Origin of the sequence: Streptomyces sp. NBC_01334 (assembly GCF_035983595.1) — a bacterium.
GTDB lineage: Bacteria > Actinomycetota > Actinomycetes > Streptomycetales > Streptomycetaceae > Streptomyces > Streptomyces coriariae.
The window spans coordinates 7,445,445-7,470,312 of record NZ_CP130718.1; the positions used below are offsets into that span (position 1 = coordinate 7,445,445).

Consider the following 24,868-nt stretch of genomic DNA (forward strand, 5'->3'; position numbering starts at 1 on the left):
CCGGTTCAGGGAACGGCGGGACCGGTGACCAGCTGCCCCTGGCCGTCGTAAGGCCAGACGTTGGGGACGCAGCCGTCCATGCCCTTGATCTGCTGCATCATCGCCGGGGCCGGTCTGCCCGGGCCGGGACAGCCGACGTGGCCGTGGCCGAGGAAGTGGCCCACCTCGTGGTTGACGATCAGCGCGCGATAGGCGGTGACGTCCTTGGCGTAGACCGGGGTGGCCAGCAGCCAGCGCTTGAGGTTGACCATGACGTTGTCGGCCACGTTGCAGTTGACCTCGCCGCCGGTGTCCAGTCCGTACTGCCCGCAGATCTTGTCCACGGTGCCGGGTGTGGCGACCCGTACGACGAAGTCGGTGGTCCCGCCGGAGACCCGCTGGAAGGCCGAGCGACCGTCCGCCGTCCAGCCGCGCCGGTCGCCCAGGATGATCTCCACCTGCCGGGCCACGACCGCGGCGGACAGGGAGAGGCCGTCCTCGACGTCGACCCGGTAGCGCAGGGCCGTGCCCTTGCCCACCTTGGCGCTCGAGCCGGAGGCGGTGGTGAAGGTGCCCGGGCCCGAGGCCGGGATGTCCGACTCGGAGGGCCCGGCGGTCCCGCTGCCGGATGCTCCGGTCGACGAACCGCCGGACGGACTGCCGGACGAACCGCCCGACGGACTGCCGGACGCACCGGTGGACGGACCGGCCGACGGGCTCCCCGAGGTGCCCGCCGCGGCCCCGGATCCGGCCGTCGGCCCGGTGGGGGCGGAACCGGACTCCCCGGATCCGCCCGGCTCGGCGGACGCGGTGGCGCGGCCCTCGGCCGAGGCCCCGCCCGCGCCGGCGGACGTCCAGCCCACGGCCGCGAGACCGGCGGCGCCCAGCACGGCCAGTGCGGCCGTCCCGCCCCACACCGAACCCTTCCGCACGCGTCGGCCGGAAGCGTGCGCGGGGCCGCTCCGACGGCGACGGGCGGAGGAAGGAGTTGCTCTGTGCGCGGTCATGGTTGTTCAGATTGTGATCGCCATGTGATCGGATCTGGCCCGAGCGATAACAAAATGGTAACGACCCGACCGGTTCCGTTTCATGTGATCATCCGGTAACAGTTCGCCGAACGGGCCGACGGCGTACGGATACTGAGCGCATGCCACGAGTTCTGCTGATCGAGGACGACCGCGCCGTGCGGGACGGCGTCGCCCTCGCGCTGCGCCGTCAGGGCCACGAGGTCGCCGCCGCCGAGACCGGGGAGGACGGCCTGAACCTGCTGCGGTCCTTCCGGCCCGACGTCGTGGTGCTGGACCTGATGCTGCCCGGCATGACCGGCCTGGACGTCTGCCGCAGGATGCGTGACCTGGACCAGACACTGCCGATCATCATGGCGACCGCGCGGGGTGACGACGAGGACATCGTTGTCGGCCTGGAAGCCGGCGCCGACGACTACGTGGTCAAGCCCGTGCCGGCCCGAGTGCTCCAGGCCCGGATCCGCGCCGTCCTGCGACGGGCGGCCGGCGCGCCCGCCGACGGCGGCATACCGAAGATCGACACCTACGGCGACCTGGCCGTCGACCGGGCCGGACTCTCGGTCACCTGGCAGGGGGAGCCGGTCGCCCTCGCCCCTTCCGAACTGCGACTGCTGCTGACCCTGTCGGCCTCGCCCGGCCAGGTGTTCAGCCGGCAGCAACTCCTCGAGGCGGTCTGGCAGCACAGCTACCACGGCGACGCGCGCCTGGTGGACGCCTGCGTCAAACGACTGCGCGCCAAGCTGGGCGAACCCCCGCGCGAGCCCCGCCACATCCACACCGTGCGCGGCTTCGGCTACCGGTTCGCCTCCCGGTGAGGCCCCTGGGAACGCGGGTCGGGACGCACCGACTGCGTGGTCTGCGCGTGCGGCTGGTGGTGGCGTTCGCGCTGGTCGCCGCTGTCACCGTCACCACCACCGGCGCGCTCACCTTCCGGGAGGCGCGCACCGGAGTGCTCCAGCAGAGCCAGGACACCGTGATCGAGTTGCTGCGCACCCAGGTCACCCGGCTCGCCCCCGAGCTCGTCCTGCCCGCCGGCCGGGACGAACTGCGCCGGTTCGCCGCCGAGGTGGCCGGCGCGGAGCCGTCGGGCGCCTGGCGCGTGCTGGTGGTCTACCGCGGTCTGGAGGCCACGTCCGTCCCCGACGACCCGTTCGAGGAGCTGACGCCCGCCCTGCGCGAGGCGGTCGACTCCCGGTCGGCCACCGTCTTCCAGCGGGTGAACCGCGCGGACCACACCGCACTCGTCGTCGGCATGTCGGTCGCCTTCACCTCCACCGTGTCGAGCAGTTGGCCCCTGTCCGGCCTCCAGGTGTTCCTGACGGTGCCGCAGACCACCGAACAGGCCTACGTGGACGCCCTGGTGACCGCCGTGGAGCGGGCCGCCGTCCCCGCCCTCGCCCTCGCCGTCCTGCTCGCGCTGCTCGCCGCCCGCGGGGTGCTGAGACCGGTACGCGCCCTGCGCGACGCCACCCGCAGCATCGCCGAGGGCCGACTGGACACCCGTCTCGCCGTCGACGGCTCCGACGAACTCGCCGAGTTGTCGCACACGTTCAACGAGACGGCCGCCGCCCTGGAGGAGTCGGTCGCCGAACTGCGCGGCATGGAGGCCCGCGCCCGGCGCTTCGCCGCGGACGTCTCGCACGAGCTGCGCACCCCGCTGGCGGCCATGTCGGCCGTCACCGACGTCCTCGACGAGGACGCGGCCGGCCTCGACCCGGACACCGCCACAGCGGTCCGTCTGATCAGCGAGGAGACCGTGAAGCTGGCCCGGCTCGTGGACGACCTGATGGAGATCTCCCGGTTCGACGCGGGCGCGGCCGTGCTGCATCTGGACGAGATCGACCTCGCCGAGTGCCTCCGGCGCACCCTCGCCGCCCGGGGCTGGACCGACACGGTGGAGGCCCGCCTGCCGGAGCCGGACGCGCTGCGCGGACGCGTCGACCCGCGCCGCCTCGACGTCGTCGTCGCCAACCTGGTCGGCAACGCCCTGCGGCACGGCGCCCGTCCGGTGCGGTTGAGCCTCCACGAGGGCGGCGGGGGCGAGGGGTCCGGCATCGGACGGCGGGCGGTCGTCGAGGTGCTGGACAGCGGGCCCGGTATCCCCGACGACGTGCTGCCCCATGTCTTCGAACGCTTCTACAAGTCGGACGCCGCCCGGTCCCGGACCGAGGGCAGCGGACTGGGCCTGGCGATCACCGAGGAGAACGTTCGGATGCACGGCGGCACGGTCCGGGCGGCGAACCGGCCGGAGGGCGGCGCCGTCTTCACGGTGGACCTCCCGCTGTGGCGGGACGAGCCGACGCCGGACGGCCCGACGCCGGACGAGCCGACACGGGACGAGCCGACACGGGACGAGCCGACACGGGACGAGCCGACACGGGACGAGCCGACACGGGACGAGCCGACACGGGAGGACCGAGCATGAGGGCCGTACGTCGAACCGCGCTGCTGTACGTCCCGGCTCTGTGGACGCTGGTCTCCTGCGGCATTCCGGCGACCGGCGTGGTGGAGGCGGGCGGACCCGCGCAGGGGCTCGTGCCGATGCTGCGGGTCTACCTCGTCGAAAACGGTTCCCTGGTCGCCGTCCCCCGCAGGCCCGCCGGCGTGGTCGACGCCGAGTCGGCGGTGATGAACCTCCTCGAGGGTCCGACGGACATGGAACGGGTGAAGCGAATGACCACGCTGCTGCCCCCGCTGACGGCCGCGCCGACATCCGCTCCGACACCCTTGGCGAGCGTGTCTCCCACCGCCGTTCCGCCCCACGGTTCCGCCGCCGAGGCTGCTGCGTCGGCCGCCGTGTCGGTGAACGCGCGAAGCAACGTGGTGTCGATCCATCTGCGGTATGTCACCGAGGAGTTGAGCGATCTCGCGGTGGCGCAGCTGATCTGTACGGCAGCGGAGGCGCAGCGCACCGCGGACGCCGGCACCGGCACGGAGGCCGTGACCGTGAAGGTGACGAACGCGCGCGGGCGGAGCGTCGAAGGATCCGACGAGCGCTGTCCCGAGGACTGACTCGCGCTATTCAAGTTGCACGAGACGTTTCGTCTCGCTTACGGTCGACGGTATGACCAGTCGCCCCGCTCATGTCGCCATGTTCTCCATCGCCGCCCACGGCCACGTGAACCCGAGCCTCGAGGTGATCCGCGAGCTCGTCGCGCGCGGGCACCGGGTGACGTACGCGATTCCGCCCGTCCTCGCCGAGAAGGTCGCCGATACCGGCGCCGAGGTCAAGCCGTGGAACTCCACGCTGCCCACGCCCGACGACGACCCCTCCGCCTGGGGCAGCACCCTCCTCGACAACGTCGAGCCCTTCCTCGCCGACGCGATCCAGGCCCTGCCCCAGCTGATCGAGGCGTACGACGGGGACGAGCCGGATCTGGTGCTGCACGACATCACCGCCTACCCGGCCCGTGTCCTCGCCCACCGCTGGGGCGTGCCGGCGATCTCCCTCTCACCCAACCTGGTCGCCTGGGAGGGCTACGAGGAGGAGATCGCCGAACCGATGTGGGCGGAGCCCAGGGAAACGGACCGCGGAAAGGCTTACTACGCACGGTTCCACGCCTGGCTGGAGGAGAACGGGATCACCGAGCACCCCGACCCCTTCGTCGGCCGCCCGGCCCGCTCCCTCGTGCTGATCCCCAGAGCGCTCCAGCCGCACGCCGACCGGGTCGACGAAAGCGTTTACACGTTCGTCGGCGCCTGCCAGGGCGACCGCGCCGCCGAGGGGGAGTGGACGCGCCCCGAGCGGGCGGAGAGAGTCGTTCTCGTCTCGCTGGGTTCGGCCTTCACCGACCGGCCGGACTTCTACCGGGAGTGCGTGCGCGCCTTCGGCGAGATGCCCGGCTGGCACCTCGTGCTCCAGATCGGCAGGCACGTCGACCCCGCCGCGCTGGGCACCGTACCCGACAACGTCGAAGTACGTTCCTGGGTACCGCAGTCGGCTGTCCTGAAGCAGGCCGACCTGTTCGTCACGCACGCCGGTGCGGGCGGCAGCCAGGAGGGGCTGGCCACGGCCACGCCGATGATCGCCGTACCGCAGGCCGTCGACCAGTTCGGCAACGCGGACATGCTCCAGGGGCTCGGTGTGGCCCGGCAGCTCGCCACGCCCGAGGCGACGGCCGAGACCCTGCGGGAAGCCGCCCTCGCCCTCGTCGACGACCCGGAGGTGGCCCGTCGGCTCAAGGTGATCCGGGCGGAGATGGCGGACGAGGGCGGCACCCGCCGGGCGGTGGACCTCATCGAGGCCGAGCTGATGAGGCGGCGGTCCTGAACAACCGTCCTGTAGCGCCCTGAACCGGCCCTCGACCGCTGTGGGACCGGTCCCGGACCGGATACGGATACCGGACCGGACACGGACAGCCGACCGGATACGGACACCGGGTGCCGGGCCGGATGACGGAACCCGGCCGGACGCAGAACCGGGCGTGAGTGAGGGCCCGTTGACTCCCCCGGGAGGTCAACGGGCCCTCGGTTCAGACCGCTTCAGCGCGCTTCGACGGCCTCAGACCCGCAGCGGCTCGCCCTCGTCGTCCCGGGCCACCGGCGCGAGCGCCTCGGGCGACTCGTCGTGCGTGAGGTCGGGCAGCCAGTGCAGCCACTTCGGCAGGTACCAGTTGCGCTCGCCCAGCAGCGCCATCACGGCCGGGAGCAGCACACCCCGGATGATCGTCGCGTCGATCAGCACCGCGGCCGCCAGGCCCACGCCCATCTGCTTCATGGACTGCATGGACAGCGTTCCGAAGATCGCGAACACGGCGACCATGATGACCGCGGCGCTGGTGACCACACCGGCCGTCGTGACCACACCGTGCTTGATGGCCTCGTTCGTCGAACGGCCCCGCATCCGCGCCTCACGGATCCGCGAGACCACGAACACGTGGTAGTCCATCGACAGGCCGAACAGGATCACGAAGAGGAACAGCGGCAGCCAGGTGATGATGGCGCCGACGCCCTCCGCGCCCACCAGCGAAGCGCCCCAGCCGTGCTGGAAGACGGCGACCAGGATGCCGTAGGCGGCCCCCACCGACAGCAGGTTGAGCACGATCGAGGTGATCGCGACCGTCAGCGAGCGGAACGACAGCAGCATCAGCAGGAAGGCGAAGACCACGACGAACGCGAAGACGGGAGCGACCGCTCCGGCCAGCTGGTCGTTGAAGTCCTTCGAACCGGCCACCTGACCGGTGATCGGCGCCTGGAGGCCGTCGACCTTGCCCAGCGTCGCGGGCCGCACCTCGTCGCGCAGCTTGTCCAGGCTCGTACCCGCCTTGTCCAGGTCGGAGCCGCCGACCAGCGGAACGTACACGTAGGCGATGTTCTGCGCGTCGTGCAGCTTGATCTCGACCGGACCGCGGGAGGCGCCCGAGCTGACCGCCTGCTCCTTGAAGTCCTCGAGCGCGGTCTTCACCTCGGCGGCGTTGATGTCGGCCGCCTTGACGATCACCTCGGCCGGTTCGGAGCCGCCCGGGAAGGCGTCGTTGACCCGGTTGTAGGTCTGCACGATGGGCAGCGAGTCGCCGAACTCCTGGTCCAGGGTGAGGTTCTGGGTCTTCATGCCGACCGCCGGAGCGGCGATCGCGAGCAGTACGCCGGCCGCCACGACCAGCGACACACCGGGCTTGGCGAGGACGACCTTGAGGACGGCGCTCCAGAACCGGCTGCCCTCGTCGGCGCGCCCGCCGTTGCCGTTCTTGCGGCGCTTCTCGGGGTGCAGGAACGGGATCCGGCCCTTCTCCACCCGCCGGCCGAGGAGCGACAGCAGCGCGGGCAGCACGGTCACCGAACCGACCATGGCGACCGCGACCACCATCAGGGAAGCCAGGCCCATCGCCTCGAACGTCGCGAGCCCGGTGAACAGCATGCCCGCCATCGCCACGCACACGGTGACACCGGAGACGATCACGGCACGGCCACTGGTCGCCGCGGCGATCCTGAGAGCGGTTTCCGGATCACGTCCCGCGGCCCGCTCCTCGCGCTCCCGGCGCAGGTAGAACAGGCAGTAGTCGACGCCGACGGCCAGACCGACCAGCAGCATCACGGAGCTGGCCGTGTCGTCCATCGGCTGGAAGTGGCTGACGATGCTCATCAGGCCCATCGTCGCCATGATCGCGGTGACCGCGAGCGCCACCGGCAGCAGCGCCGCCACCAGCGCGCCGAACGCGATCAGCAGAATGCCCAGGGCCACCGGCACGGCGGAGTACTCCGCCTGCTGGAAGTCGTCGCCGAACGCGTCGTCGAACGTCTTCATCATGCTGGCGCCGCCGATCTCCTCGATCCGCAGCGAGGAGTGGTCCTTCTGGACCCCCTCTACGGCCTCGAGAACCGGCTCGACCCGCTCGCCCGCGGTTTCGGAGTCGCCGCGCATGTCGAACTGCACGAGCGCGCTGCGACCATCCTGGGAGATCGTGTCCGAGTCGTAGGGCGAGGTCACGTCGGTGACCTTGCCGGTCTTCTCCACGGCCGCGACGACCGCCGCGACGGCGGCCTTGAAGTCCGCGTCCGTGGCCTTGAGGGAGCCGTCCTTCGACTGGACGAGGACGGTCTCACTGGCCGGCTCGTCGATGCCGGCGTCCTCGATGATCCGGGCGGCCGTGTGGGTCTCGCCCCCGAGCTGGTCGCTCTCCTTGACCTCGACCGTGCCCACCGCCGAGCCGATCCCCATGGCCAGGACGACGAACAGCACCCAGATGCCCACGGCGGCCCATCGGTGCCGGGCGCTCCAGCCGCCGGCCCGCGCGGCGAAGCCCCGCACCCGTATATCTCCGTTCCCCATGACGGGCCTGCCCTCTTGTGATGCGGTGGCAACCCCCTGCCGCCACCTTCAGATTCGAAGGTATGGGCTGGATAAGGCCATCTCGTCGTGCTGCCCGGTGAGGTGCCGGACACCCGAGTCCTCCCGTCGGACCCCGCCGTCTCACCGCTGGGGAGGACAGAGGTCCCCTACATCTATCCGGGGATCTCGGGGATGACGATCAGGGTGCGGGCGGTGATGCGGGCCGCCGGGACAGGCCGCCGGGACAGACCGACGTTCCGGGCTGCCGGTGCGAGTCGGTGGCGAGGGCCGACGGGCGGTTCGGGAGCCAAGGCCGGAATGGTGATTACGAAAGTCTGTTGAACAAGTCGTGAGCCTGTGGAGATGTCCGGCAGATGTTGCTCCGCATCCCGCCGATCGGCCAGAGTTTCGCCCGAAGCCCCACCCCGGCCGCGGCCGTCGTGCCCACCCCCACGGGGCACGACGGCCGCTTAAGGTGAGCGGATGACGACGACGTACGCGGCACTGCTGCGCGGCATCAACGTGGGCGGCAGCAGGAAGGTCCCGATGGCCGAACTGCGCACCCTGCTCGAGGGGCTCGGTCTCGGGGACGTCCGCACCTACCTCCAGAGCGGCCAGGCCGTCTTCTCCTCCGCGCACGGCGACGAGGAGCGCCTCGCCGCCGAGCTCACGGCGGCGATCGAGAAACACTTCGGCTTCGCCGTCGGCGTGATCGTTCGAGACCACGCCTATCTGCAAGCGGTTGCCGACGCTTGCCCGTTCCCGGCCGCCGAGCTGGAGGCCAGGCAACTCCACGCCACGTATTTCTCCACCCCCGTCGAAGCGGAGCGCTACGCCGGGATCGACCAGGCCGCCCACCTCCCCGAGGAGTTCCGCCTGGGCGACCGGGTCCTGTACCTCTACGCCCCCGAGGGCCTCGGCCGGTCCAAGCTCGCCGAGCAACTGTCGAAGCCGCGGGTGAACAAGGGGCTCATCGCCACCACCCGGAACTGGAACACCGTCGTCAAACTGGTGGAGATGACGCAAGCGTGACCGCGCGCAGGCCGTGGAAGGGCGCCAGGGAGAGGATCTCGCGGGGCACGACGAGCCGCGGATCGGCATAGAGCCGGCGGGCCTCCTCGTGGGTGCGGGCTGCGGCCACGGCGTCCACGAGGGCCAGATCGTCCTCGGTGAGCGAGTCGTGTTTCCGTAACCCCGACAGCCCCCAGCCGTCCCAGGGAAGCGGTTCCGTGCCGTTACGGGCGGCGAGGTCCAGGACCACACTGTTGAGCACGAGCGGCAGACCTCTGAGGCCGGGATCGGCCCACACCCCGAACGTCTCCGGGTCCGCCGCGCCCGCCCGGCAGGCCCGCCACGCCTGCCCGGCGACCAGGAAGCCGTCGCGCGGCACGTCCATCGGGGGCACCTGGTAGAAGTCGGCGGACACCTGAGCGTCGGCCAGCCGCCAAGTACCGTCCGGGAGGCGGTACTCGGTGACCCAGTGGTCGTCGTGGAAGCCCTCGACGAAGTAGGTCGCGTACCCGCCCCGGATCCGGGACGGCGTCCCGGTCGCCCGCAGCAGCGAGCACAGCAGCAGCGAGTAGTCCCGGCACGTGCCCACGAACTGCTCGTCGTACGACCGCCGTCGGGTGAGCGGGGCGTCCTTGCGCGCCCGCAGGATCCGCAGGATCCCGGTCACGTACCGGGACTCGGCGTCGTGGTGCAACCGCTCCTCGGGAATCTCGTACCCGACACGATCCCCCTCCAGTCGATGCACCATCAGATGACGTACGAGCAGCGTGAGTTCGCGAGGATCGGCGGGCAGGTCGGAGACATCCAGCTCGCCCGGGTCGCTGTACGGCGTCTGCCGCAGGCAGAAGTCGTCCATGCCCGGGACCCTTGTCCCTGCCCCAGGGACAAGGTCAACCTCGCGCGGAACGTTTTCCCACGCTCTTGACGGTGCGAGAACACGACTGTGCGAGGCTCGGCCCATGCGTTACATCATCATCGGGGCAGGGGCGATCGGCGGCGCTGTCGGCGGACGACTGGCGGAGGCCGGGCACGAGGTCGTGCTGGTCGCACGCGGCGCACACCGGGCGGCGCTCACGGAGGGCGGACTGCGGCTCAGGGTTCCGCAGGGCGAACGGACGTACCGGCTGCCCGTCGTCGACGGACCGGACGCGCTCGGCACACTGCGCTCCGACGACGTCCTCTTCCTCGCCGTCAAGACCCAGGACACCGAGGCGGCACTCCAGGTCTGGGGCCCCGCCCAGGTCGAGGGCGGCGGCACGGCCGCGGAGCGACTGCCCCTGGTCTGCGCGCAGAACGGCGTGGAGAGCCCGCGCCTCGCCCTGCGCCGCTTCCGGCACGTCTACGGCGTCTGCGTCTGGCTGCCCGCGACCCATGTCGAACCGGGTGTCGTCTCCGCCGCCGGCACCCCGCTCACCGGCATCCTTCACCTCGGCCGGTACCCGCACGGCACCGACGACACCGCCCGCCGTATCGCCGCCGACCTGGAGAAAGCGCACTTCGAGGCGCCGGTCGTACCCGACGTCTCCCGCTGGCAGTACGCGAAACTGCTGTCCAACCTCGGAAACGCCCTGGAAGCGGTCAGCGGCCCGGTGGACGACCCCGAGGCGGAGGCGCTGTACGCGAGGGTGCGGGCCGAGGGCGAGGCCGTGCTGCACGCCGCCGGGATCGTGTGGGCGAGCATCGAGGAGCAGCACGCCCTGCGCGGCGACAAGGTCACCCTCGTCCCGCTCGACGGCGCCCCGCGCGGCGGCGGCTCCTCCTGGCAGTCCCTCAGCCGGGCTGCGGGCAGCATCGAGGCCGACCACCTCAACGGCGAGATCGCACTCCTCGGCCGTCTGCACGGCGTACCGACCCCGCTGAACGAGTTGCTGCAACGGCTTGCCAACCAGTTCGCCCGGGAGCGGAGGGCACCCGGTTCCCTGCCGCTGCCGGAACTGACCCGACTGGCCGAGGGCCGGTCCGCCGGCGCTGTCGCGTTTGTTCAAGAGTCCTGAGCACCCCGCTGCCTAGCGTGGGACCCATGAAGTACGACGAGACGCACCAGTACATGTCCGAATGCGCAGCCGAGGCGTCGCGTGTCGCCCGCGGTGTCCCGGCGGCCCGGTTGAACGACCCGACGCACTGCCAGGGCTGGGATGTCCGCACCCTGGTCGACCACTGGGTCCTCTACACCTCCCACGGCCTCGAGCATCGCGCCCTGCGCAAGCAGCTCCCCGACGACCTCGTCGCCCGCGACTTCACCGCCGACCCGCAGTGGGCCGAGGCATACACCGACCAACTGGAGCGCGCGGTCGCGGCCTGGGCGGAGCCGTCCGTGTGGGAGGGCGAGGTCGACCTGGGAACGGCCGCGATGCCTGCCGCCGAGATCGCCGCGATGATCGTCAAGGAGATGGCGGTGCACGGCTGGGACGTGGCGGTCGCCACCGACCAGGAGTTCCGCATCTCGGACGACGCGGCCCGCTTCGTCCTCGACGTGGTCGAACGGCACGGCGACCTCTACCGCCAGTACGACGGCTTCGCTGCGGTGGTGCCGGTGGCGCAGGACGCCCCGGTGTTCGAGCGGGCGCTGGCAGCGAGCGGCCGCGATCCCCGGCAGGGCGCCGCACGCGTGAACGACTGAGCGATCACCTCGGGCCGACTGCTGCGGGGTGCCGGGTGAGGGTGCGGGTGCGGGGCGCACGCCGGTGCCTGATCGCGGCGGCGCACGCCCGGCCGTCGGGGCTGCCGATGACGCTGCACCGGGGAGGCAGGCGTTTCGAGACCGCCATCGCAACGGAAACCGGTACCGCAACAGAAACCGGCCGCGCCAGAAGACCGGCCGCGACAAATGCCGGTACCGCAACGAAACCGCTGTCGAAAGAGAAGCCGGTCCTGCAGCAGAAACGGGATGAGAAACAGAAGCCGGCACCGCCGCAAATACGGGATCAGACAGAAGCCGGTACCGAAACGGAAGCTTCCCCTCGCGGCACGAGAGAGCCCACCACGGGTCAGGCGCCGACGGCCGCCAGCGCCGGCGTACGCGCCGTGTCGTACCGTTCCAGCAGCACCCGCGCCACCTCCGGCGCCGGACCCAGCACGTCTGCCAGGACGTCTGCCGCGGCCGCGCCTCGCGCGATGCGGTCCGGCAGGAAGCCGGGGGCCAGGACGTACGGCGCGACGGCGACCCGCGAGCACCCCAGCGCCCGCAGTTCGCGGACCGCGTCCTCGGTGCGCGGGAACCCCGAGGGAGAACCGGCGGAGGCGAACGCAGGCCGCACGGCACACCAACCGGTGCGCCGCCACTCCCGCGCGATTTCTGCGATCACTGCGATCGCCTCCGGGTCCGTGGACCCCGCCGAGGCCAGCACGACCCCGGTCGAGGACTTGTCGGCGGGCGTCAGGCCGGCCTCGTACAGCCGTCGTTCGAGGACGGCGAGCAGCAGCGGTGACGGGCCGAGCACCTCGGCCTGTCTGATCCGCAGCTGCGCCGGAGCGTCCCGCAGGACCGCCGGGATGTCCGCCTTCGCGTGGAACGCTCGGGTCAACAGCAGCGGCAGCGCCACGACGTCACGGACGCCCTCCGCCGCCAACGACTCCAGCACCCCATGGACGGAGGGGATGTTGAAGTCCAGGAAACCGGTCTCTACCCGCAGGCCCGGCCGCAACGACCGCACCCGCCGCACCAGGGCGTGCACGGTCGCCGCGTGCCGCGGGTCGCGACTGCCGTGGGCAATCACCACGAGAACGGGAGGAACCGGATTCCTGTACATGGGACGTCAGCTCTTCACCAGCAGACCACGGCTGCGCAGCACCCACCGCTCCAGCGGACTGAAGATCAGCAGGTCGATGGCGATGCCGACGAACAGGATGAGCAGGATCGCCTCGAACACCATCGACATGTCACTGGCGTTGCGCCCGTTCTCCAGCAACTGACCGAGACCGACGCCGAGGTCGGGGAAGGACGCGATGATCTCCGCCGCCATCAGCGAACGCCACGAGAACGCCCAGCCCTGCTTCAGACCCGCGACATAGCCCGGCAGGGCGGCCGGCAACGTGATGTACACGGTTCCCTTCAGCCCCGTCGCGCCCATCGTGCGGCCCGCCCGCAGGAACAGCGGCGGCACCTGGTCGACGCCGGACACCAGCCCGTTGGCGATGGACGGCACCGCACCGAGCAGGATCACCGCGTACATCATCGAGTTGTTCAGACCCAGCCACAGCACGGCCGGCGGCACCCACGCCACCGACGGCAGCGACTGGAGACCGGACAGGATCGGACCGATCGCCGCCCGCACGAACTTCACGCGTGCCACCAGCAGACCCAGCGGGGTGCCGATCGCCAGCGCGAAGAGGAAGCCGAGCAGACCGCGCGAGACGCTGGTCCAGATGTAGCCGAGCAGCTTGCCCTCGAGCCAGGCGTCCTGAAGCGTCCGCCAGACGTCCACGGGGGAGACCAGCTTGGTCGGGTCGTCGACGATCTTGAAGGTGATCTGCCAGACGATCAGCAGCAGCAGGGTCGCCAGGATCGGCGGCAGGATCTTGTCGACGAAGGTCCGCCGAAAGGGCGTACGGCCGGTGGGCGCCACGACGTCCAGCGCGTCGAGCCCCGCCTCCACCCCGGCAAGCTCGGTGGTGGCCGCCTTCGTCACCGTCGTCTTCGTCTCAGTGCTGGCCATGACGGCGGATCTCCCCACGCAGGACTTCGGTGATCTCGATGGACAGTTCCGCCACCGGGGCGTCCTCGATCCGGCGCGGCTGCGGGATGTCGACCGTCCACTCGCGCGCCACCCGGCCGGGCCGGGAGGACAGCAGGACGACCCGCTGCGCGAGCCGCACCGCCTCCCGCACGTTGTGCGTGACGAAGAGGACGGACAGTCCCGTCTCCCCCCAGATCCGGGTCAGTTCGTCGTGCAGCACATCCCGTGTGATGGCGTCCAGCGCCGCGAACGGCTCGTCCATCAGCAGGATGTTGCTCTCCTGCGCCAGCGCGCGGGCCATCGCCACGCGCTGTCGCATACCGCCGGAAAGTTCGTGAACACGCTTTCCGTACGCGCCCTTCAACCGGACCAGCTCGAGGAGCTCCTCCGCCTTGTCGCGCCGCTCGGGCTTGGCGACTCCCCGGAGCTTCAGGGCGAGCTCGATGTTCTTGCCCGCGGTCAGCCACGGGAAGAGGGCGTGCTCCTGGAACATCAGCGCCGGGCGGCCGTCCGTCGTGATGGAGCCGGCGGTGGGCTCGTCGAGCCCCGCCACCAGGTTGAGCAAAGTGGACTTGCCGCAGCCCGAAGCCCCCAGGAGGGTGACGAACTCGCCGGGAGCGACATCGAGAGTGATGTCGTCCAGGACGAGCTGCTGCCCACCCGGCCCGGCGAAGGACTTCGAGACGTGCTCAAGCCGGGCCGCGTACTCCACGGACTCCGCGGACTCGGCGGCCTTGGCGAAGGTCGTGGCCATGGTCGTCACCTCCTGGGAACTCATCGGATTCCGATCAGCTGACGCCGAGACCGGCGTCGTCGACCGTGGACCCGCCCTCGGCCTTGAGGACCTTGTTCAGGATGCTCAGGTCGTAGATGCCCTTGAGGTCGGGCTTCTCCAGCAGACCCGCCTTGACCGCGTGCTCCGCCTCGGCGTTGAGCGTGGAGGCCAGCGGGTCGTTGATGAACTGGATCGACGTCCACGCCGGGTCCAGCACCTCGGTCGGCAGCGCCTTGCCGGAGTCAGCCTCCAGCTGCTTGTTCGCCGCGGCCTTGGCCGCCGCCGGGTTGGCGTTGATCCACTTGTTGGAGTCGACCGAACCCTTGAGCACCGCCTCGACGACCTTCGGGTGCTCCTTGAGGAACTTCTGCGACACGATGATGTTCGTGATCACGAACTTCTTGTCGGGCCACAGCGACGCCTCGTCGAGCAGCACCTTGCCGCCCTCGGCGACCAGCTTGGACGCGGTCGGCTCCGGCACCCAGGCACCGTCGATCGAACCGGCCTTGAACGCGTCCGGGGTCACCTTGTTGTCGCTGCGGACAACGGTGACGTCGCCCTTGCCGCTCTGCGCGTCGACCTTCCAGCCCTGGTCCGCGATCCAGTTCAGGAACGCCACGTCCTGCGTGTTTCCGAGCTGAGGCGTCGCGATCTTCTTGCCCTTGACGTCCTTGAGGGACTTGACCTTGTCCGGGTTGACGACGAGCTTCACGCCGCCGGACGCCGAACCGCCGATGATGCGCAGGCTCTTGCCGGCGGACTTGGTGAAGCCGTTGATCGCGGGGGAGGGACCGATCCAGCCGATGTCGATGGAACCGGCGTTCAGCGCCTCGATCTCGGAGGGGCCCGCGTTGAAGGTCGCGTACGACGCCTTGGTGGCGCCCAGCGCCTTCTGGAAGATGCCCTGCTCACGGCCGACCAGTGCGGTTGCGTGGGTCAGGTTGCCGAAGTAGCCGATCTTGACGGTGTCGAGTCCGTCGATCTTCTCCGATCCGGCGGCGACCTTCTCGTTGGCGTTGTCGTCCTTGGCGTCGGAACCGTAACCGCAGGCGGCGAGGGCGAGCAGGGGAAGGGCCGCCACGGCGGCGATGCCGCGGCGAAGAAGAACTGAGCGGTTGGCAGGCACGGGAGGGGTTCCTCTCGTTGGCCCGGCGGTCACGGATTTTCAGGTCGTGGCCGGGAAATCGGCAAAGGGTTTTCGTCGCTTCCGGGACGGCGGGTGGGGGGACGGGGCGCGCAGGCAGTGCGCGTACGTCAGAGCGCACATCGCGCCACTCCGCCCTGCCCGCTGCCGAGGGCGCCGCTGCCGACGCGGCCGCCCTCCTTCGCGAACGTGGAGTAGAAGTCGGTTGTGGTCATGTTCAGAAGTCCCAACCGTCGTCGTCGGACTCGTCCTTGACCGGCTCCGGCGACGCGAACGACTCGCCGACCATGCCCGCGGTGAGCGTGGTGCCGTCGGCCGGGTCGATCAGGATGAACGAGCCGGTGCGGCGGGAGTCGGCGTAGGAATCCACCGGAAGCGGTTCCGAGGTACGGATCTTCACGCGGCCGATGTCGTTGGCGACGAGCTGTCCCGGGTGCGGGTGCAGGGACAGGTCGTCGAGCGTGAGACGGGACGGGATGTCCTTGACGATCGCCTTGACGGTGCGGGTGCCGTGCTTGATCAGCACCCGGTGCCCGACGGTCAGCGGCTGGTCGGCCACATGGCACACGGTCGCCTCGACGTCCTGCGTGGTGGGCGGCGCGTCCTTGGTGGGCACGATCAGGTCGCCGCGCGAGATGTCGATGTCGTCCGTGAGCAGCACGGTCACCGACTGGGTCGTCCATGCCGCGTCCACCGGCTCGCCCAGCAGGTCGATGCCGGAGATCGTCGAGGTACGGCCGGACGGCAGAACCGTCACCGCCTCGCCCACGTGGAACGTGCCGGCCGCGATCTGGCCCGCGTACCCCCGGTAGTCCGGGTGCTCGGCGGTCTGCGGACGGATCACGTACTGCACCGGCAGCCGTGCGTGGCAGTGCGCCAGGTCGTGGCTGACCGGAACCGTTTCCAGGTGCTCCAGGAAGGTCGGCCCGCCGTACCAGTCCATGTTCGCCGACGGATCCACCACGTTGTCACCGGCGAGCGCCGAGATCGGGATCGCGGTGACCTCGGGAACACCGAGCTCGCTCGCGTACGCCGTGAACTCCTCGGCAATCTCTGCGAAGACGGTTTCCCTGTACTCGACCAGGTCCATCTTGTTGACGGCGAGAACGACGTGCGGAACCCGGAGCAGGGCCGCGATCGCCGCGTGCCTGCGGGTCTGTTCCACCACCCCGTTGCGGGCGTCGACCAGGATCACCGTCAGCTCGGCCGTGGAGGCACCCGTCACCATGTTGCGGGTGTACTGCACATGACCGGGGGTGTCGGCGAGGATGAAGCGGCGCCGGGGCGTGGCGAAGTAGCGGTAGGCCACGTCGATGGTGATGCCCTGCTCGCGCTCGGCGCGCAGGCCGTCGGTCAGGAGCGCCAGGTCGGGAGCTTCCTGGCCGCGGTTCGCCGAGGCGCGCTCCACGGCCTCCAGCTGGTCGCTGAGGATCGACTTGGAGTCGTGCAGGAGCCGGCCCACGAGCGTGGACTTGCCGTCGTCGACGGAACCGGCCGTGGCGAACCGCAGGAGGGTCGTTGCCGAGAGTTCCTCGGAGGTGATCGTGCTCATGCTTAGAAGTACCCCTCGCGCTTGCGGTCTTCCATCGCGGCCTCGGACATCTTGTCGTCGGCGCGGGTGGCGCCGCGCTCGGTGAGCCGGGAGGCCGCGATCTCGGCGATGACGTCGTCGAGCGTCACCGCGTCGGAGTCGACGGCGCCGGTGCAGGACATGTCGCCGACGGTCCGGTAGCGCACTAGGCGCTTCTCGACGGTCTCGTCGTCCTTCGGCCCGCCCCACTCACCGGCGGTCAGCCACATCCCGCCGCGCCGGAAGACCTCCCGGTCGTGCGCGAAGTAGATCTCGGGCAGTTCGATGCCCTCCCGGGCGATGTACTGCCAGACGTCGAGCTCGGTCCAGTTGGACAGCGGGAACACCCGCACGTGCTCACCGGGCGCGTGGCGGCCGTTGTAGAGGTTCCACAGCTCCGGGCGCTGGCGGCGGGGGTCCCACTGGGAGAACTCGTCGCGCAGGGAGAAAACCCGTTCCTTGGCGCGGGCCTTCTCCTCGTCGCGGCGTCCGCCGCCGAAGACGGCGTCGAACTTCTCGGACTGGATCTTCTCCGTCAGCGGCAGCGTCTGGAGCGGGTTACGCGTGCCGTCGGGGCGTTCGCGCAGCGCACCGCGGTCGATGTAGTCCTGGACGGAGGCCACGTGCAGGCGCAGCCCGTGCGCGGCGACGACCCGGTCGCGGTACTCGAGGACTTCGGGGAAGTTGTGCCCGGTGTCGACGTGCAGGAGCGAGAAGGGGACCGGGGCGGGGGCGAACGCCTTCAGGGCCAGGTGCAGCATGACGATGGAGTCCTTGCCGCCGGAGAACAGGATCACCGGGTTCTCGAACTCGCCCGCCACCTCGCGGAAGATGTGCACCGCCTCGGACTCCAGCGAGTCCAGGTGGCTGAGGGCGTACGGGCTGGCCGTGCCCTCCTCGGCCTCGGCGACGGTCGTCGTCATGCCAGTCCCCTCTCGGTGAGCAGGGCGTACACCGACGCCGCGGACTCCTGCACGGTCTGGTCCTGGGACTCGATCCGCAGGTCAGGCGACTCCGGGGCCTCGTAGGGGTCGTCGACCCCGGTCAGCCCGGTCAGCTCGCCTGCCGCCTGCTTCGCGTACAGGCCCTTCACGTCCCGGACCGAGCACACCTCGACCGGGGTCGCCACGTGCACCTCCAGGTAACCGGTTCCGCTCTCCTGATGGCGTTTGCGCACCGCTTCCCGGCTGTCGGCGTACGGTGCGATCACCGGGACCAGGGCCTTGACGCCGTTACGGGCGAGCAGTTCGGCCAGGAAACCGATGCGCTGCACGTTGATGTGCCGGTCCTCGCGGCTGAAACCGAGCCCCGCGGAGATGAACTCGCGGATCTCGTCGCCGTCGAGCACCTCGACACGGTGGCCCTCCTCGCGCAGTCGGCCGGCCAGCTCGTACGCGATGGTGGTCTTGCCGGCGCTCGGCAGACCCGTGAGCCAGACGGTGGCTCCGGTCGTCACGTGGTTCTCCCGGTTCGTTGAAGTGGGGGTGGGCGTGGGGGTGTTCGTCGAGTTCGAGGTCATCGCGGTCAGCCGTGCAGCCCGCACTCGGTCTTCGAGCGCCCTGCCCAGCGGCCGGCGCGCGCGTCCTCGCCCGCCAGGACCCGGCGGGTGCACGGGGCGCAGCCGACGGAGGCGTAACCGTCCATCAGCAGGGGGTTGGAAAGGACGCCGTGCTCGGTGATGTAGGCATCGACGTCGTCCTGGGCCCAGCGGGCGATGGGCGAGATCTTGACCTTCTGCCGCTTGTCGTCCCAGCCGACGACCGGAGTGCCCGCCCGGGTCGCGGACTCGTCGCGCCGCAGGCCGGTGGCCCAGGCCCGGTAGCCCTTGAGCCCCTCTTCCAACGGCTCCACCTTGCGCAACTTGCAGCACAGGTCCGGGTCGCGGTCGTGCAACTTCGGCCCGTACTCGGCGTCCTGCTCGGCGACCGTCCGGCGCGGGGTGAGCGTGATGACGTTGACGTCCATCACCGCCTCGACCGCGTCCCGGGTGCCGATGGTCTCGGGGAAGTGGTAGCCGGTGTCGAGGAACACCACGTCCACGCCCTTGCGGACCCGGGACGCCAGGTGCGCGACCACGGCGTCCTCCATCGAGGACGTCACGCAGAACTGCTTGCCGAAGGTGTCCACCGCCCACTGGAGGATCTCCAGTGCGGAGGCCTCCTCCAGGTCGCGGCCCGCCTGCTCGGCGAGCGCCTTCAACTCGTCGGTCGTACGGCCTTCCTGAAGCGTCGTCATATCCGGTCCCCTCCCGGGTCGGTGTGCTGAACGCCCCGGGCGAGCAGCCCGAGGAACTTCAGCTGGAATGCGCGGTTGCATGCCGCGCATTCCCAGGCGCCATGGCCCTGCTCGCTCGGACGCAGGTCCTCGTCGCCGCAGTAGGGGCAGTAGAAGGGTGCGGCCCGCTCGCTCATGAGAGGGCCTCCTCGCTGGCGCGCGTGGCCCAGACGGCGAACCGCTCGCCGTCCTCGCGCTCGTCCTGGAACCGCTTCAGTACGCGTTCCACGTAGTCCGGCAGTTCCTCCGAAGTGACCTTCAGACCACGGACCTTGCGGCCGAAACCGGCTTCCAGCCCGAGCGCGCCACCCAGGTGCACCTGGAAGCCCTCGACCTGCTCGCCCTGGTCGTTCAGGACCAGCTGGCCCTTGAGGCCGATGTCCGCGACCTGGATGCGGGCGCAGGCGTTCGGGCAGCCGTTGATGTTGATGGTAATCGGCTCGTCGAACTCCGGGATGCGGCGCTCGAGTTCGTCGATCAGTGCGGAGCCGCGCTGCTTGGTCTCGACGATGGCGAGCTTGCAGTACTCGATGCCGGTGCAAGCCATGGTGCCGCGCCGGAACGGAGAGGGCTTGGCGGTCAGGTCCAGCGCCTCCAGCGCCTCGACCAGCGACTCGACCTGCCCCTCCTCGACGTCGAGGACGATCATCTTCTGCTCGACGGTGGTCCGCACCCGGCCCGAGCCGTGCGCCTCGGCGAGCTCCGCGATCTTCGTCAGGGTGGCGCCGTCCACGCGGCCGACACGCGGGGCGAAACCGACGTAGAAACGGCCGTCCTGCTGGCGGTGCACACCGACGTGGTCGCGCCAGCGCTCGACGGGGGCGGCGGGCGCCGGGCCGTCGGCGAGCTTGCGCTCGAGGTACTCGTCCTCGAGGATCTGGCGGAACTTCTCCGGGCCCCAGTCGGCGACCAGGAACTTCAGGCGCGCCCGCGTACGCAGGCGCCGGTAGCCGTAGTCGCGGAAGATGCCGATCACGCCCGCCCAGACGTCCGGGACCTCGTCCAGCGGGACCCAGGCGCCGAGCCGGACGCCGATCTTCGGGTTGGTGGAGAGCCCACCGCCGACCCACAGGTCGAAGCCGGGGCCGTACTCGGGGTGCTCGACGCCGACGAACGCGACGTCGTTGATCTCGTGGGCGACGTCCAGGAGCGGGGATCCGGAGATCGCCGTCTTGAACTTGCGCGGCAGGTTGGAGAATTCCTTGCTGCCGATGAACCGGCGGTGGATCTCCTCGACGGCCGGGCTGCCGTCGATGATCTCGTCCTCGGCGATGCCGGCCACCGGCGAGCCGAGGATCGTCCGGGGCGTGTCACCGCAGGCCTCGGTGGTGGACAGGCCGACCGCCTCGAGGCGGTTCCAGATCTCGGGCACGTCCTCGATGCGGATCCAGTGGTACTGGACGTTCTGCCGGTCGGTGAGGTCGGCGGTGCCGCGCGCGAACTCCTGCGAGATCTCGCCGATCACCCTCAGCTGCTCGGTGGTGAGCCGGCCGCCGTCGATGCGGACGCGCAGCATGAAGTACTTGTCGTCCAGCTCCTCCGGCTCGAGGATCGCCGTCTTGCCGCCGTCGATCCCCGGCTTGCGCTGGGTGTACAGGCCCCACCAGCGCATCCGGCCGCGCAGATCGTTGGGGTCGATCGAGTCGAAACCCCGCTTGGAGTAGATCGTCTCAATGCGTGTCCGCACATTGAGACCGTCGTCGTCCTTCTTGAACTGCTCGTTGCCGTTGAGCGGGGTGAAGTGTCCCGCGGCCCACTGGCCCTCACCGCGGTGACGGCTCACCTTGCGGCGGGGAGTCGCGGCGGCAGGGTTCTGCGGGGTGGCGGCCATGGTTGATACGTCCTTCGGGACAGCGGAGGAGGTGTCGGCGCGTAGCGCCGTCCGGCAGGGGTGGTGGTCGGGAGACGGGCGGGCGGCTCTGACCTGCGCGCGCGGGCGCATGGAGCATACGTGCGCGTCATTGCGCAGGCGGGAGGCTCGAACGGAGATGTCGGCGGTGCTGCGGCTCGTCAGCTCGCCGGACAGATGGCGCTGGACATGCGGCCGAGGTCGACGTGCCGCCGACTCACCAAGGCAATTCCAGTTCCGGACATGGCGAAAGCGTGTCACGGCGATCTGGACACAGTCCAGCTTCGTCCGCGATGCGGACACCCTTGTCCCGAAATGTGAGACAGGGGTGTCGTCGATCACATGACCCGCGGGGCCTCTTGTCGGCGCAGGTCACAGGCGGTATGAGCGAGGAGTCAGGAGGGGAGGGCGCCTGGCCAGGGGCCCGGAGCGGACACCTCGGTCTGCTCCTCGACCTTGGTGTCGAACAGCTTGAAACCGCGTCGCTGATAGTTGTCCATGGCGTGCTCGCCGTCCAGGCTGCACGTGTGCAGCCACACCCGCTTGGTCTGCGGCACACCCGGCCAGCGGTCCGCGAGGTCCCACGCCCGGGCGGCGCCGTACGCCAGCAGGTGCCCGCCGATGCGCCGTCCCCTGAACGCCGGGATCAGACCGAAGTAAACGATCTCTACGGCACCGTCGTCCTGCGGCTCCAGCTCCACGTACCCGGCCGGCGTACCCCGGTCGTAGGCGACCCAGGTCTCGACCCCCGGACGCGCCAGATGCCCCTGCCACTGCGCGTACGTCCAGCGCAGCCGGTCGATCCAGCGGATGTCCCCGCCGACGGACGCGTACAGGAAACGGCTGAACTCGGGGGAGGGGACCTCGGAGCGGACGATCCGGACGTCGCCCTCGGGCGCGGCGGCCGGGAGGACGTCGTTCGGGTCGGTCTGCTCCAGGGACCAGGTGGTCACGGGGGTGTTGGTCATGCCCGTCAGGGAATCATCTACCCGGTTGTTCTGTCGATCGAGGCCAGTGGCAGCGCGAAGAGCGCTCGTCCCGACTGGGTCCAGACCTCGCCGGTCGCCTCCCAGTAGGAAAGGGATTCGGTCTGCGGGCTCCAGCAGCTGTGCGTTTCCTCGGCGCCGCACACGGCCGCCTCGGACCTGTCCGCCTTGTCGTCGTCGTTCTTGCCGGCGTCCTGCCGCCACAGCGTCCCCTGCCTGTCCCGCGGGCCGGCGGCACGGGTCACGTACCACTCCTCCCCGTACGACAGCACGCCCCGTACGCCCGTCACCTTCGTCTCGTACGCCTCCGAGGCCCGTACCCGGCCGGTGGCGCTCGTGGCGAGCAGCCCCTCGTGGCCGGGGGCGGTGCTGAAGGGGTAGCGCCACAGGCGGGCCTTGCGGTCGCCGTCGTCGAGCGTCCACTCCCCGGCGACCAGGCTGTCCGGCGCGGTGCTGCGGTCGAGGGAAACGGTTGCGGGGTGCGGGGCGTCGGAGTCCCCGTTGAGCGCATAGGAACCGATGGCCGGCAGTACGAAGCGGTAACCGTTTGCGGACCAGCCGCCCGGCACCCGGCCGACCGCCGCACTGGCGACGCCGGCCCGCTGGACCCGGTTCATGTCGTACACATAGAGCGCGGCCCGGTCCCCGTCGTCGGCGGTGACCAGCAGTTTGTCCTGGTACCAGACCATCCCGGAGACATGCGAGACCAGCCCCCGGTAGTCCCGCCCCTCGTCCACCGGGACCGCGAGCAGTGCCCAGGTGTAGGTGAGGTGGTTCAGGTCGCCCGCGTTCACGAAGCCGACCCGGGCCAGACCCCGGTCGGCGGCCGTGCCGCCGCTGCGCGACCAGCCGGAGAGGATCACCCGGTTCGAGCCCCAGACGCCGTCGTCGTCCGCGTCCCCCGAGGTGGTGACCGCGCCCGGTTGCCAGCCCTCGGTGTCGTCGGTGTTCCAGCAGTAGGCGCGCGAGGCCGCGGGGGAGACGGGCAGAGCCCTGCGCTCGGTGGCCGAGCAGTCGATCGCGTCCCGCAGGGTGCGGTCGGCGCCGTCCAGGACCGCGCCTACGCCGACCGGGCGCCCCATTCCGGCGGCGAGCCGGTCCAGGGAGGCCTGCGGTACCCGGTTCTCCGTGAGGCGCAGTTTTCCGGTCTCTGCCGAGTTCGTAAGCGGTTTCAGGTCCCCGGGCCCGTCGTCCGTGACCGTTGCCTGGGAGGCGCTGATCATGGTGGCGGCAGCGGTGAGCGCGAGGGCGGTTCCGGACAGGAACGCGCGCAGTGCCCTGCCTCGTCTGCGCCGGCGGTGTCGGCCGCGTTGCTTCATTTGCCCTCCCGAGGCGGGCCAACTGCGCCTGATGATCCGTACGTTGACCGAGGAGCAGGTGGGGTGACCCGTAGGGGGATGCTACGGCAGTCGGGCGCCCTGGGGGACGAAGACTCCGCAAATATGCGGAAGATGCCACCGGAAGGACTCGAGTGAACCATTGTTCCTACGGTGTCGCCGCCCGGTTTCTCACCACCGCGGGCGCGGTCGAATGCGGCAGCAGACCCTTCGGATCCGCGGGAAGGAGCACCTCGAGCTCGGCGTCCTCGCAGAAACGATACGGCCGATGTTCCAGAAAACCCCCGAGATACCGCCGCACCCGGGACATCTCGGCCCGCACCGTCACCGTACGGCCCGGGTCGCCGAACATGTCCTCGGCCAGGCCGGCCGCGCTGCGGCCGCCCCGGTCGGCCGCCAGCAGGTAGAGCAACTCGGCGTGCCGGGGACTGAGTTCGTGGGACCACGAACCCGCGCCTCCCGACACCGTCACCGACCAGCGCCGGGGCCGGGTCAGGTCCAGCACGATCCGGCTCGCGCCCTGCGGCGCCGACTCCGCGGTCTCGTCCACCGACCGCACCAGCCAGCCACCGGCCAGCGGCTCCATCGAGCACAGCCCCAGTGCCGGGAGCCAGCGGCGACCCGGCGACGGCGACTTGGGCAGTGCGATACGGCTCGCGTACGGCATCCCGGTCACCGCGGCCGTCCACCCGTCCCCGTCCACCACCGCCGCCCGGCCGCCCAGCCGGGCCAGCACCGGTGCCGCCACCGCGCGCAACCGCTCCAGTGACCCCAGGTGCCTCTCCCGCAACCTGGACTCGGCGAGCTTCGCCACCGAGTCGACCCAGGCGAGCGTGGCCGGATGCATCGTCTCCAGCGGCCCACTGACATCGACCACACCGAGCAGCCGGCCGTTGCGCGGGTCGGTGATCGGGGCGCCCGCGCAGGTCCAGGCCGCGTGCGAGCGCACGAAGTGCTCGGCGGCGAACACCTGCACGGGACGGCGCACCACCGCCGGTGTGCCCACGCCGTTGGTGCCGACCACGGCCTCGCCCCAGTCCGCGCCCAGCTCGAAGCCGAGCCCGTCGGCCTTGCGCAGCACGGGTCCGCAGCCCTCACGCCACAGCACCCGGCCCTCCTCGTCGGCGACCACCATGATGTGGTGGGCGACGTCCGCGACCGACAGCAGCCCTTCGCGCAGCACCGGGAGAACCTCCCGCAAGGGCGACTCCTCCCGCCTGCGCCGCACCTCGTCGGCGCTGAGCAGCCCCGCCCGGAAATCGTGGTCCGGGTCGACACCGCTGCGCAGCATCCGATCCCAGGACTGCTCGATCACCGGGCGCGGGGCGACGCGCGCCTGCTGACCGGCCAGCCGGGCGTCGCGCACCTCGTTGAGCACCCGCGCCGCCCGCGCGGCATCGACGGCCGCGAGCTGCGGCACGTTCATCGGTGGCATCACCACTGGGCCTCCCGGGAACACACAGTCGGACAACC

Annotated in this window: 23 protein-coding genes and 1 pseudogene; 7 read left to right on the forward strand and 17 right to left on the reverse strand. The window is 70.6% G+C overall.

Features of this window, described 5'->3' with window-relative positions; all coding sequences use genetic code 11:
* Nucleotides 1–5: 5 nt before the first annotated feature.
* A complete protein-coding gene (locus OG736_RS33360) occupies nt 6–875 on the reverse strand; it encodes a DUF3152 domain-containing protein (RefSeq protein WP_327187772.1) in 870 nt (289 codons plus the stop codon).
* 251 nt (nt 876–1,126) lie between these two features.
* Between OG736_RS33360 and OG736_RS33365 the strand changes: the two genes are divergently transcribed.
* The 4 genes and pseudogenes from OG736_RS33365 to mgt all read left to right on the forward strand — a co-directional run bounded on the left by OG736_RS33365 (nt 1,127) and on the right by mgt (nt 5,274).
* Nucleotides 1,127–1,819 (forward strand): response regulator transcription factor, encoded by a 693-nt coding sequence (locus OG736_RS33365; RefSeq protein ID WP_327185673.1) that lies wholly within the window; start codon nt 1,127–1,129, stop codon nt 1,817–1,819.
* Entirely contained in the window at nt 1,816–3,429 is a 1,614-nt protein-coding gene (locus OG736_RS33370; protein WP_327185674.1) for a sensor histidine kinase, read from the forward strand. The genes OG736_RS33365 and OG736_RS33370 overlap by 4 nt, the downstream gene beginning before the upstream one ends.
* Complete coding sequence (locus tag OG736_RS33375; RefSeq protein ID WP_327185675.1) at nt 3,426–4,016, forward strand: hypothetical protein; 591 nt, start codon at nt 3,426–3,428, stop codon at nt 4,014–4,016. Before OG736_RS33370 ends, OG736_RS33375 begins: the two co-directional genes overlap by 4 nt.
* Before the next feature lie 15 nt (nt 4,017–4,031).
* A pseudogene (gene mgt / locus OG736_RS33380) lies at nt 4,032–5,274 on the forward strand (macrolide-inactivating glycosyltransferase).
* Nucleotides 5,275–5,505: 231 nt separating this feature from the next.
* On the opposite strand, the gene OG736_RS33385 reads toward mgt, so the two are convergent.
* The gene (locus OG736_RS33385; protein WP_327185676.1) at nt 5,506–7,773 is read right to left on the reverse strand and encodes an MMPL family transporter; all 2,268 of its coding nucleotides are present in this window, start codon (nt 7,771–7,773) and stop codon (nt 5,506–5,508) included.
* A gap of 483 nt (nt 7,774–8,256) precedes the next feature.
* Between OG736_RS33385 and OG736_RS33390 the strand changes: the two genes are divergently transcribed.
* On the forward strand, nt 8,257–8,805 hold the full coding sequence (locus OG736_RS33390) for a DUF1697 domain-containing protein (protein ID WP_327185677.1): 549 nt from the start codon (nt 8,257–8,259) through the stop codon (nt 8,803–8,805).
* On the opposite strand, the gene OG736_RS33395 is transcribed toward OG736_RS33390, so the two are convergent.
* Nucleotides 8,777–9,640 carry a transglutaminase-like domain-containing protein gene (locus OG736_RS33395; protein WP_327185678.1) on the reverse strand — a complete coding sequence of 288 codons (864 nt, stop codon included), beginning with the start codon at nt 9,638–9,640 and terminating at the stop codon, nt 8,777–8,779. The two genes, OG736_RS33390 and OG736_RS33395, sit on opposite strands and share 29 nt — an antisense overlap.
* A gap of 103 nt (nt 9,641–9,743) precedes the next feature.
* Between OG736_RS33395 and OG736_RS33400 the strand changes: the two genes are divergently transcribed.
* Nucleotides 9,744–10,778, forward strand: coding sequence for a ketopantoate reductase family protein (locus OG736_RS33400; RefSeq protein ID WP_327185679.1), 1,035 nt, complete (start codon nt 9,744–9,746; stop codon nt 10,776–10,778).
* Nucleotides 10,779–10,804: 26 nt separating this feature from the next.
* Nucleotides 10,805–11,404, forward strand: coding sequence for a TIGR03086 family metal-binding protein (locus OG736_RS33405; RefSeq protein ID WP_327185680.1), 600 nt, complete (start codon nt 10,805–10,807; stop codon nt 11,402–11,404).
* A gap of 367 nt (nt 11,405–11,771) precedes the next feature.
* On the opposite strand, the gene OG736_RS33410 is transcribed toward OG736_RS33405, so the two are convergent.
* The 14 genes from OG736_RS33410 to OG736_RS33475 all read right to left on the reverse strand — a co-directional run bounded on the left by OG736_RS33410 (nt 11,772) and on the right by OG736_RS33475 (nt 24,821).
* Nucleotides 11,772–12,533, reverse strand: a complete 762-nt coding sequence (locus OG736_RS33410; protein ID WP_327185681.1) for a sirohydrochlorin chelatase — start codon at nt 12,531–12,533, stop codon at nt 11,772–11,774.
* A 6-nt stretch (nt 12,534–12,539) separates the two neighbouring features.
* Nucleotides 12,540–13,439 carry an ABC transporter permease gene (locus OG736_RS33415; RefSeq protein ID WP_327185682.1) on the reverse strand — a complete coding sequence of 300 codons (900 nt, stop codon included), beginning with the start codon at nt 13,437–13,439 and terminating at the stop codon, nt 12,540–12,542.
* Nucleotides 13,426–14,238, reverse strand: a complete 813-nt coding sequence (locus OG736_RS33420; protein ID WP_037733517.1) for an ABC transporter ATP-binding protein — start codon at nt 14,236–14,238, stop codon at nt 13,426–13,428. Before OG736_RS33420 ends, OG736_RS33415 begins: the two co-directional genes overlap by 14 nt.
* Before the next feature lie 10 nt (nt 14,239–14,248).
* Entirely contained in the window at nt 14,249–15,361 is a 1,113-nt protein-coding gene (locus OG736_RS33425; protein WP_327185683.1) for an aliphatic sulfonate ABC transporter substrate-binding protein, read from the reverse strand.
* Between the two features lie 235 nt (nt 15,362–15,596).
* A complete protein-coding gene (locus tag OG736_RS33430; RefSeq protein WP_267021308.1) occupies nt 15,597–16,931 on the reverse strand; it encodes a sulfate adenylyltransferase subunit 1 in 1,335 nt (444 codons plus the stop codon).
* 2 nt (nt 16,932–16,933) lie between these two features.
* Complete coding sequence (gene cysD, locus OG736_RS33435) at nt 16,934–17,872, reverse strand: sulfate adenylyltransferase subunit CysD (protein ID WP_327185684.1); 939 nt, start codon at nt 17,870–17,872, stop codon at nt 16,934–16,936.
* A complete protein-coding gene (cysC, locus tag OG736_RS33440) occupies nt 17,869–18,468 on the reverse strand; it encodes an adenylyl-sulfate kinase (protein WP_327185685.1) in 600 nt (199 codons plus the stop codon). Before cysC ends, cysD begins: the two co-directional genes overlap by 4 nt.
* Before the next feature lie 5 nt (nt 18,469–18,473).
* Entirely contained in the window at nt 18,474–19,184 is a 711-nt protein-coding gene (locus OG736_RS33445) for a phosphoadenylyl-sulfate reductase (protein WP_327185686.1), read from the reverse strand.
* Nucleotides 19,181–19,360 (reverse strand): hypothetical protein, encoded by a 180-nt coding sequence (locus OG736_RS33450; RefSeq protein ID WP_307165989.1) that lies wholly within the window; start codon nt 19,358–19,360, stop codon nt 19,181–19,183. The genes OG736_RS33445 and OG736_RS33450 overlap by 4 nt, the downstream gene beginning before the upstream one ends.
* A complete protein-coding gene (locus OG736_RS33455; protein ID WP_327185687.1) occupies nt 19,357–21,054 on the reverse strand; it encodes a nitrite/sulfite reductase in 1,698 nt (565 codons plus the stop codon). Before OG736_RS33455 ends, OG736_RS33450 begins: the two co-directional genes overlap by 4 nt.
* Before the next feature lie 179 nt (nt 21,055–21,233).
* Nucleotides 21,234–21,317, reverse strand: a complete 84-nt coding sequence (locus OG736_RS33460; protein ID WP_309486338.1) for a putative leader peptide — start codon at nt 21,315–21,317, stop codon at nt 21,234–21,236.
* Between the two features lie 150 nt (nt 21,318–21,467).
* On the reverse strand, nt 21,468–22,040 hold the full coding sequence (locus OG736_RS33465) for a GNAT family N-acetyltransferase (RefSeq protein ID WP_327185688.1): 573 nt from the start codon (nt 22,038–22,040) through the stop codon (nt 21,468–21,470).
* A gap of 17 nt (nt 22,041–22,057) precedes the next feature.
* Nucleotides 22,058–23,377 carry a hypothetical protein gene (locus OG736_RS33470; protein ID WP_327185689.1) on the reverse strand — a complete coding sequence of 440 codons (1,320 nt, stop codon included), beginning with the start codon at nt 23,375–23,377 and terminating at the stop codon, nt 22,058–22,060.
* A 166-nt stretch (nt 23,378–23,543) separates the two neighbouring features.
* The gene (locus OG736_RS33475; RefSeq protein ID WP_327185690.1) at nt 23,544–24,821 is read right to left on the reverse strand and encodes a GAF domain-containing protein; all 1,278 of its coding nucleotides are present in this window, start codon (nt 24,819–24,821) and stop codon (nt 23,544–23,546) included.
* Nucleotides 24,822–24,868 lie beyond the last annotated feature (47 nt).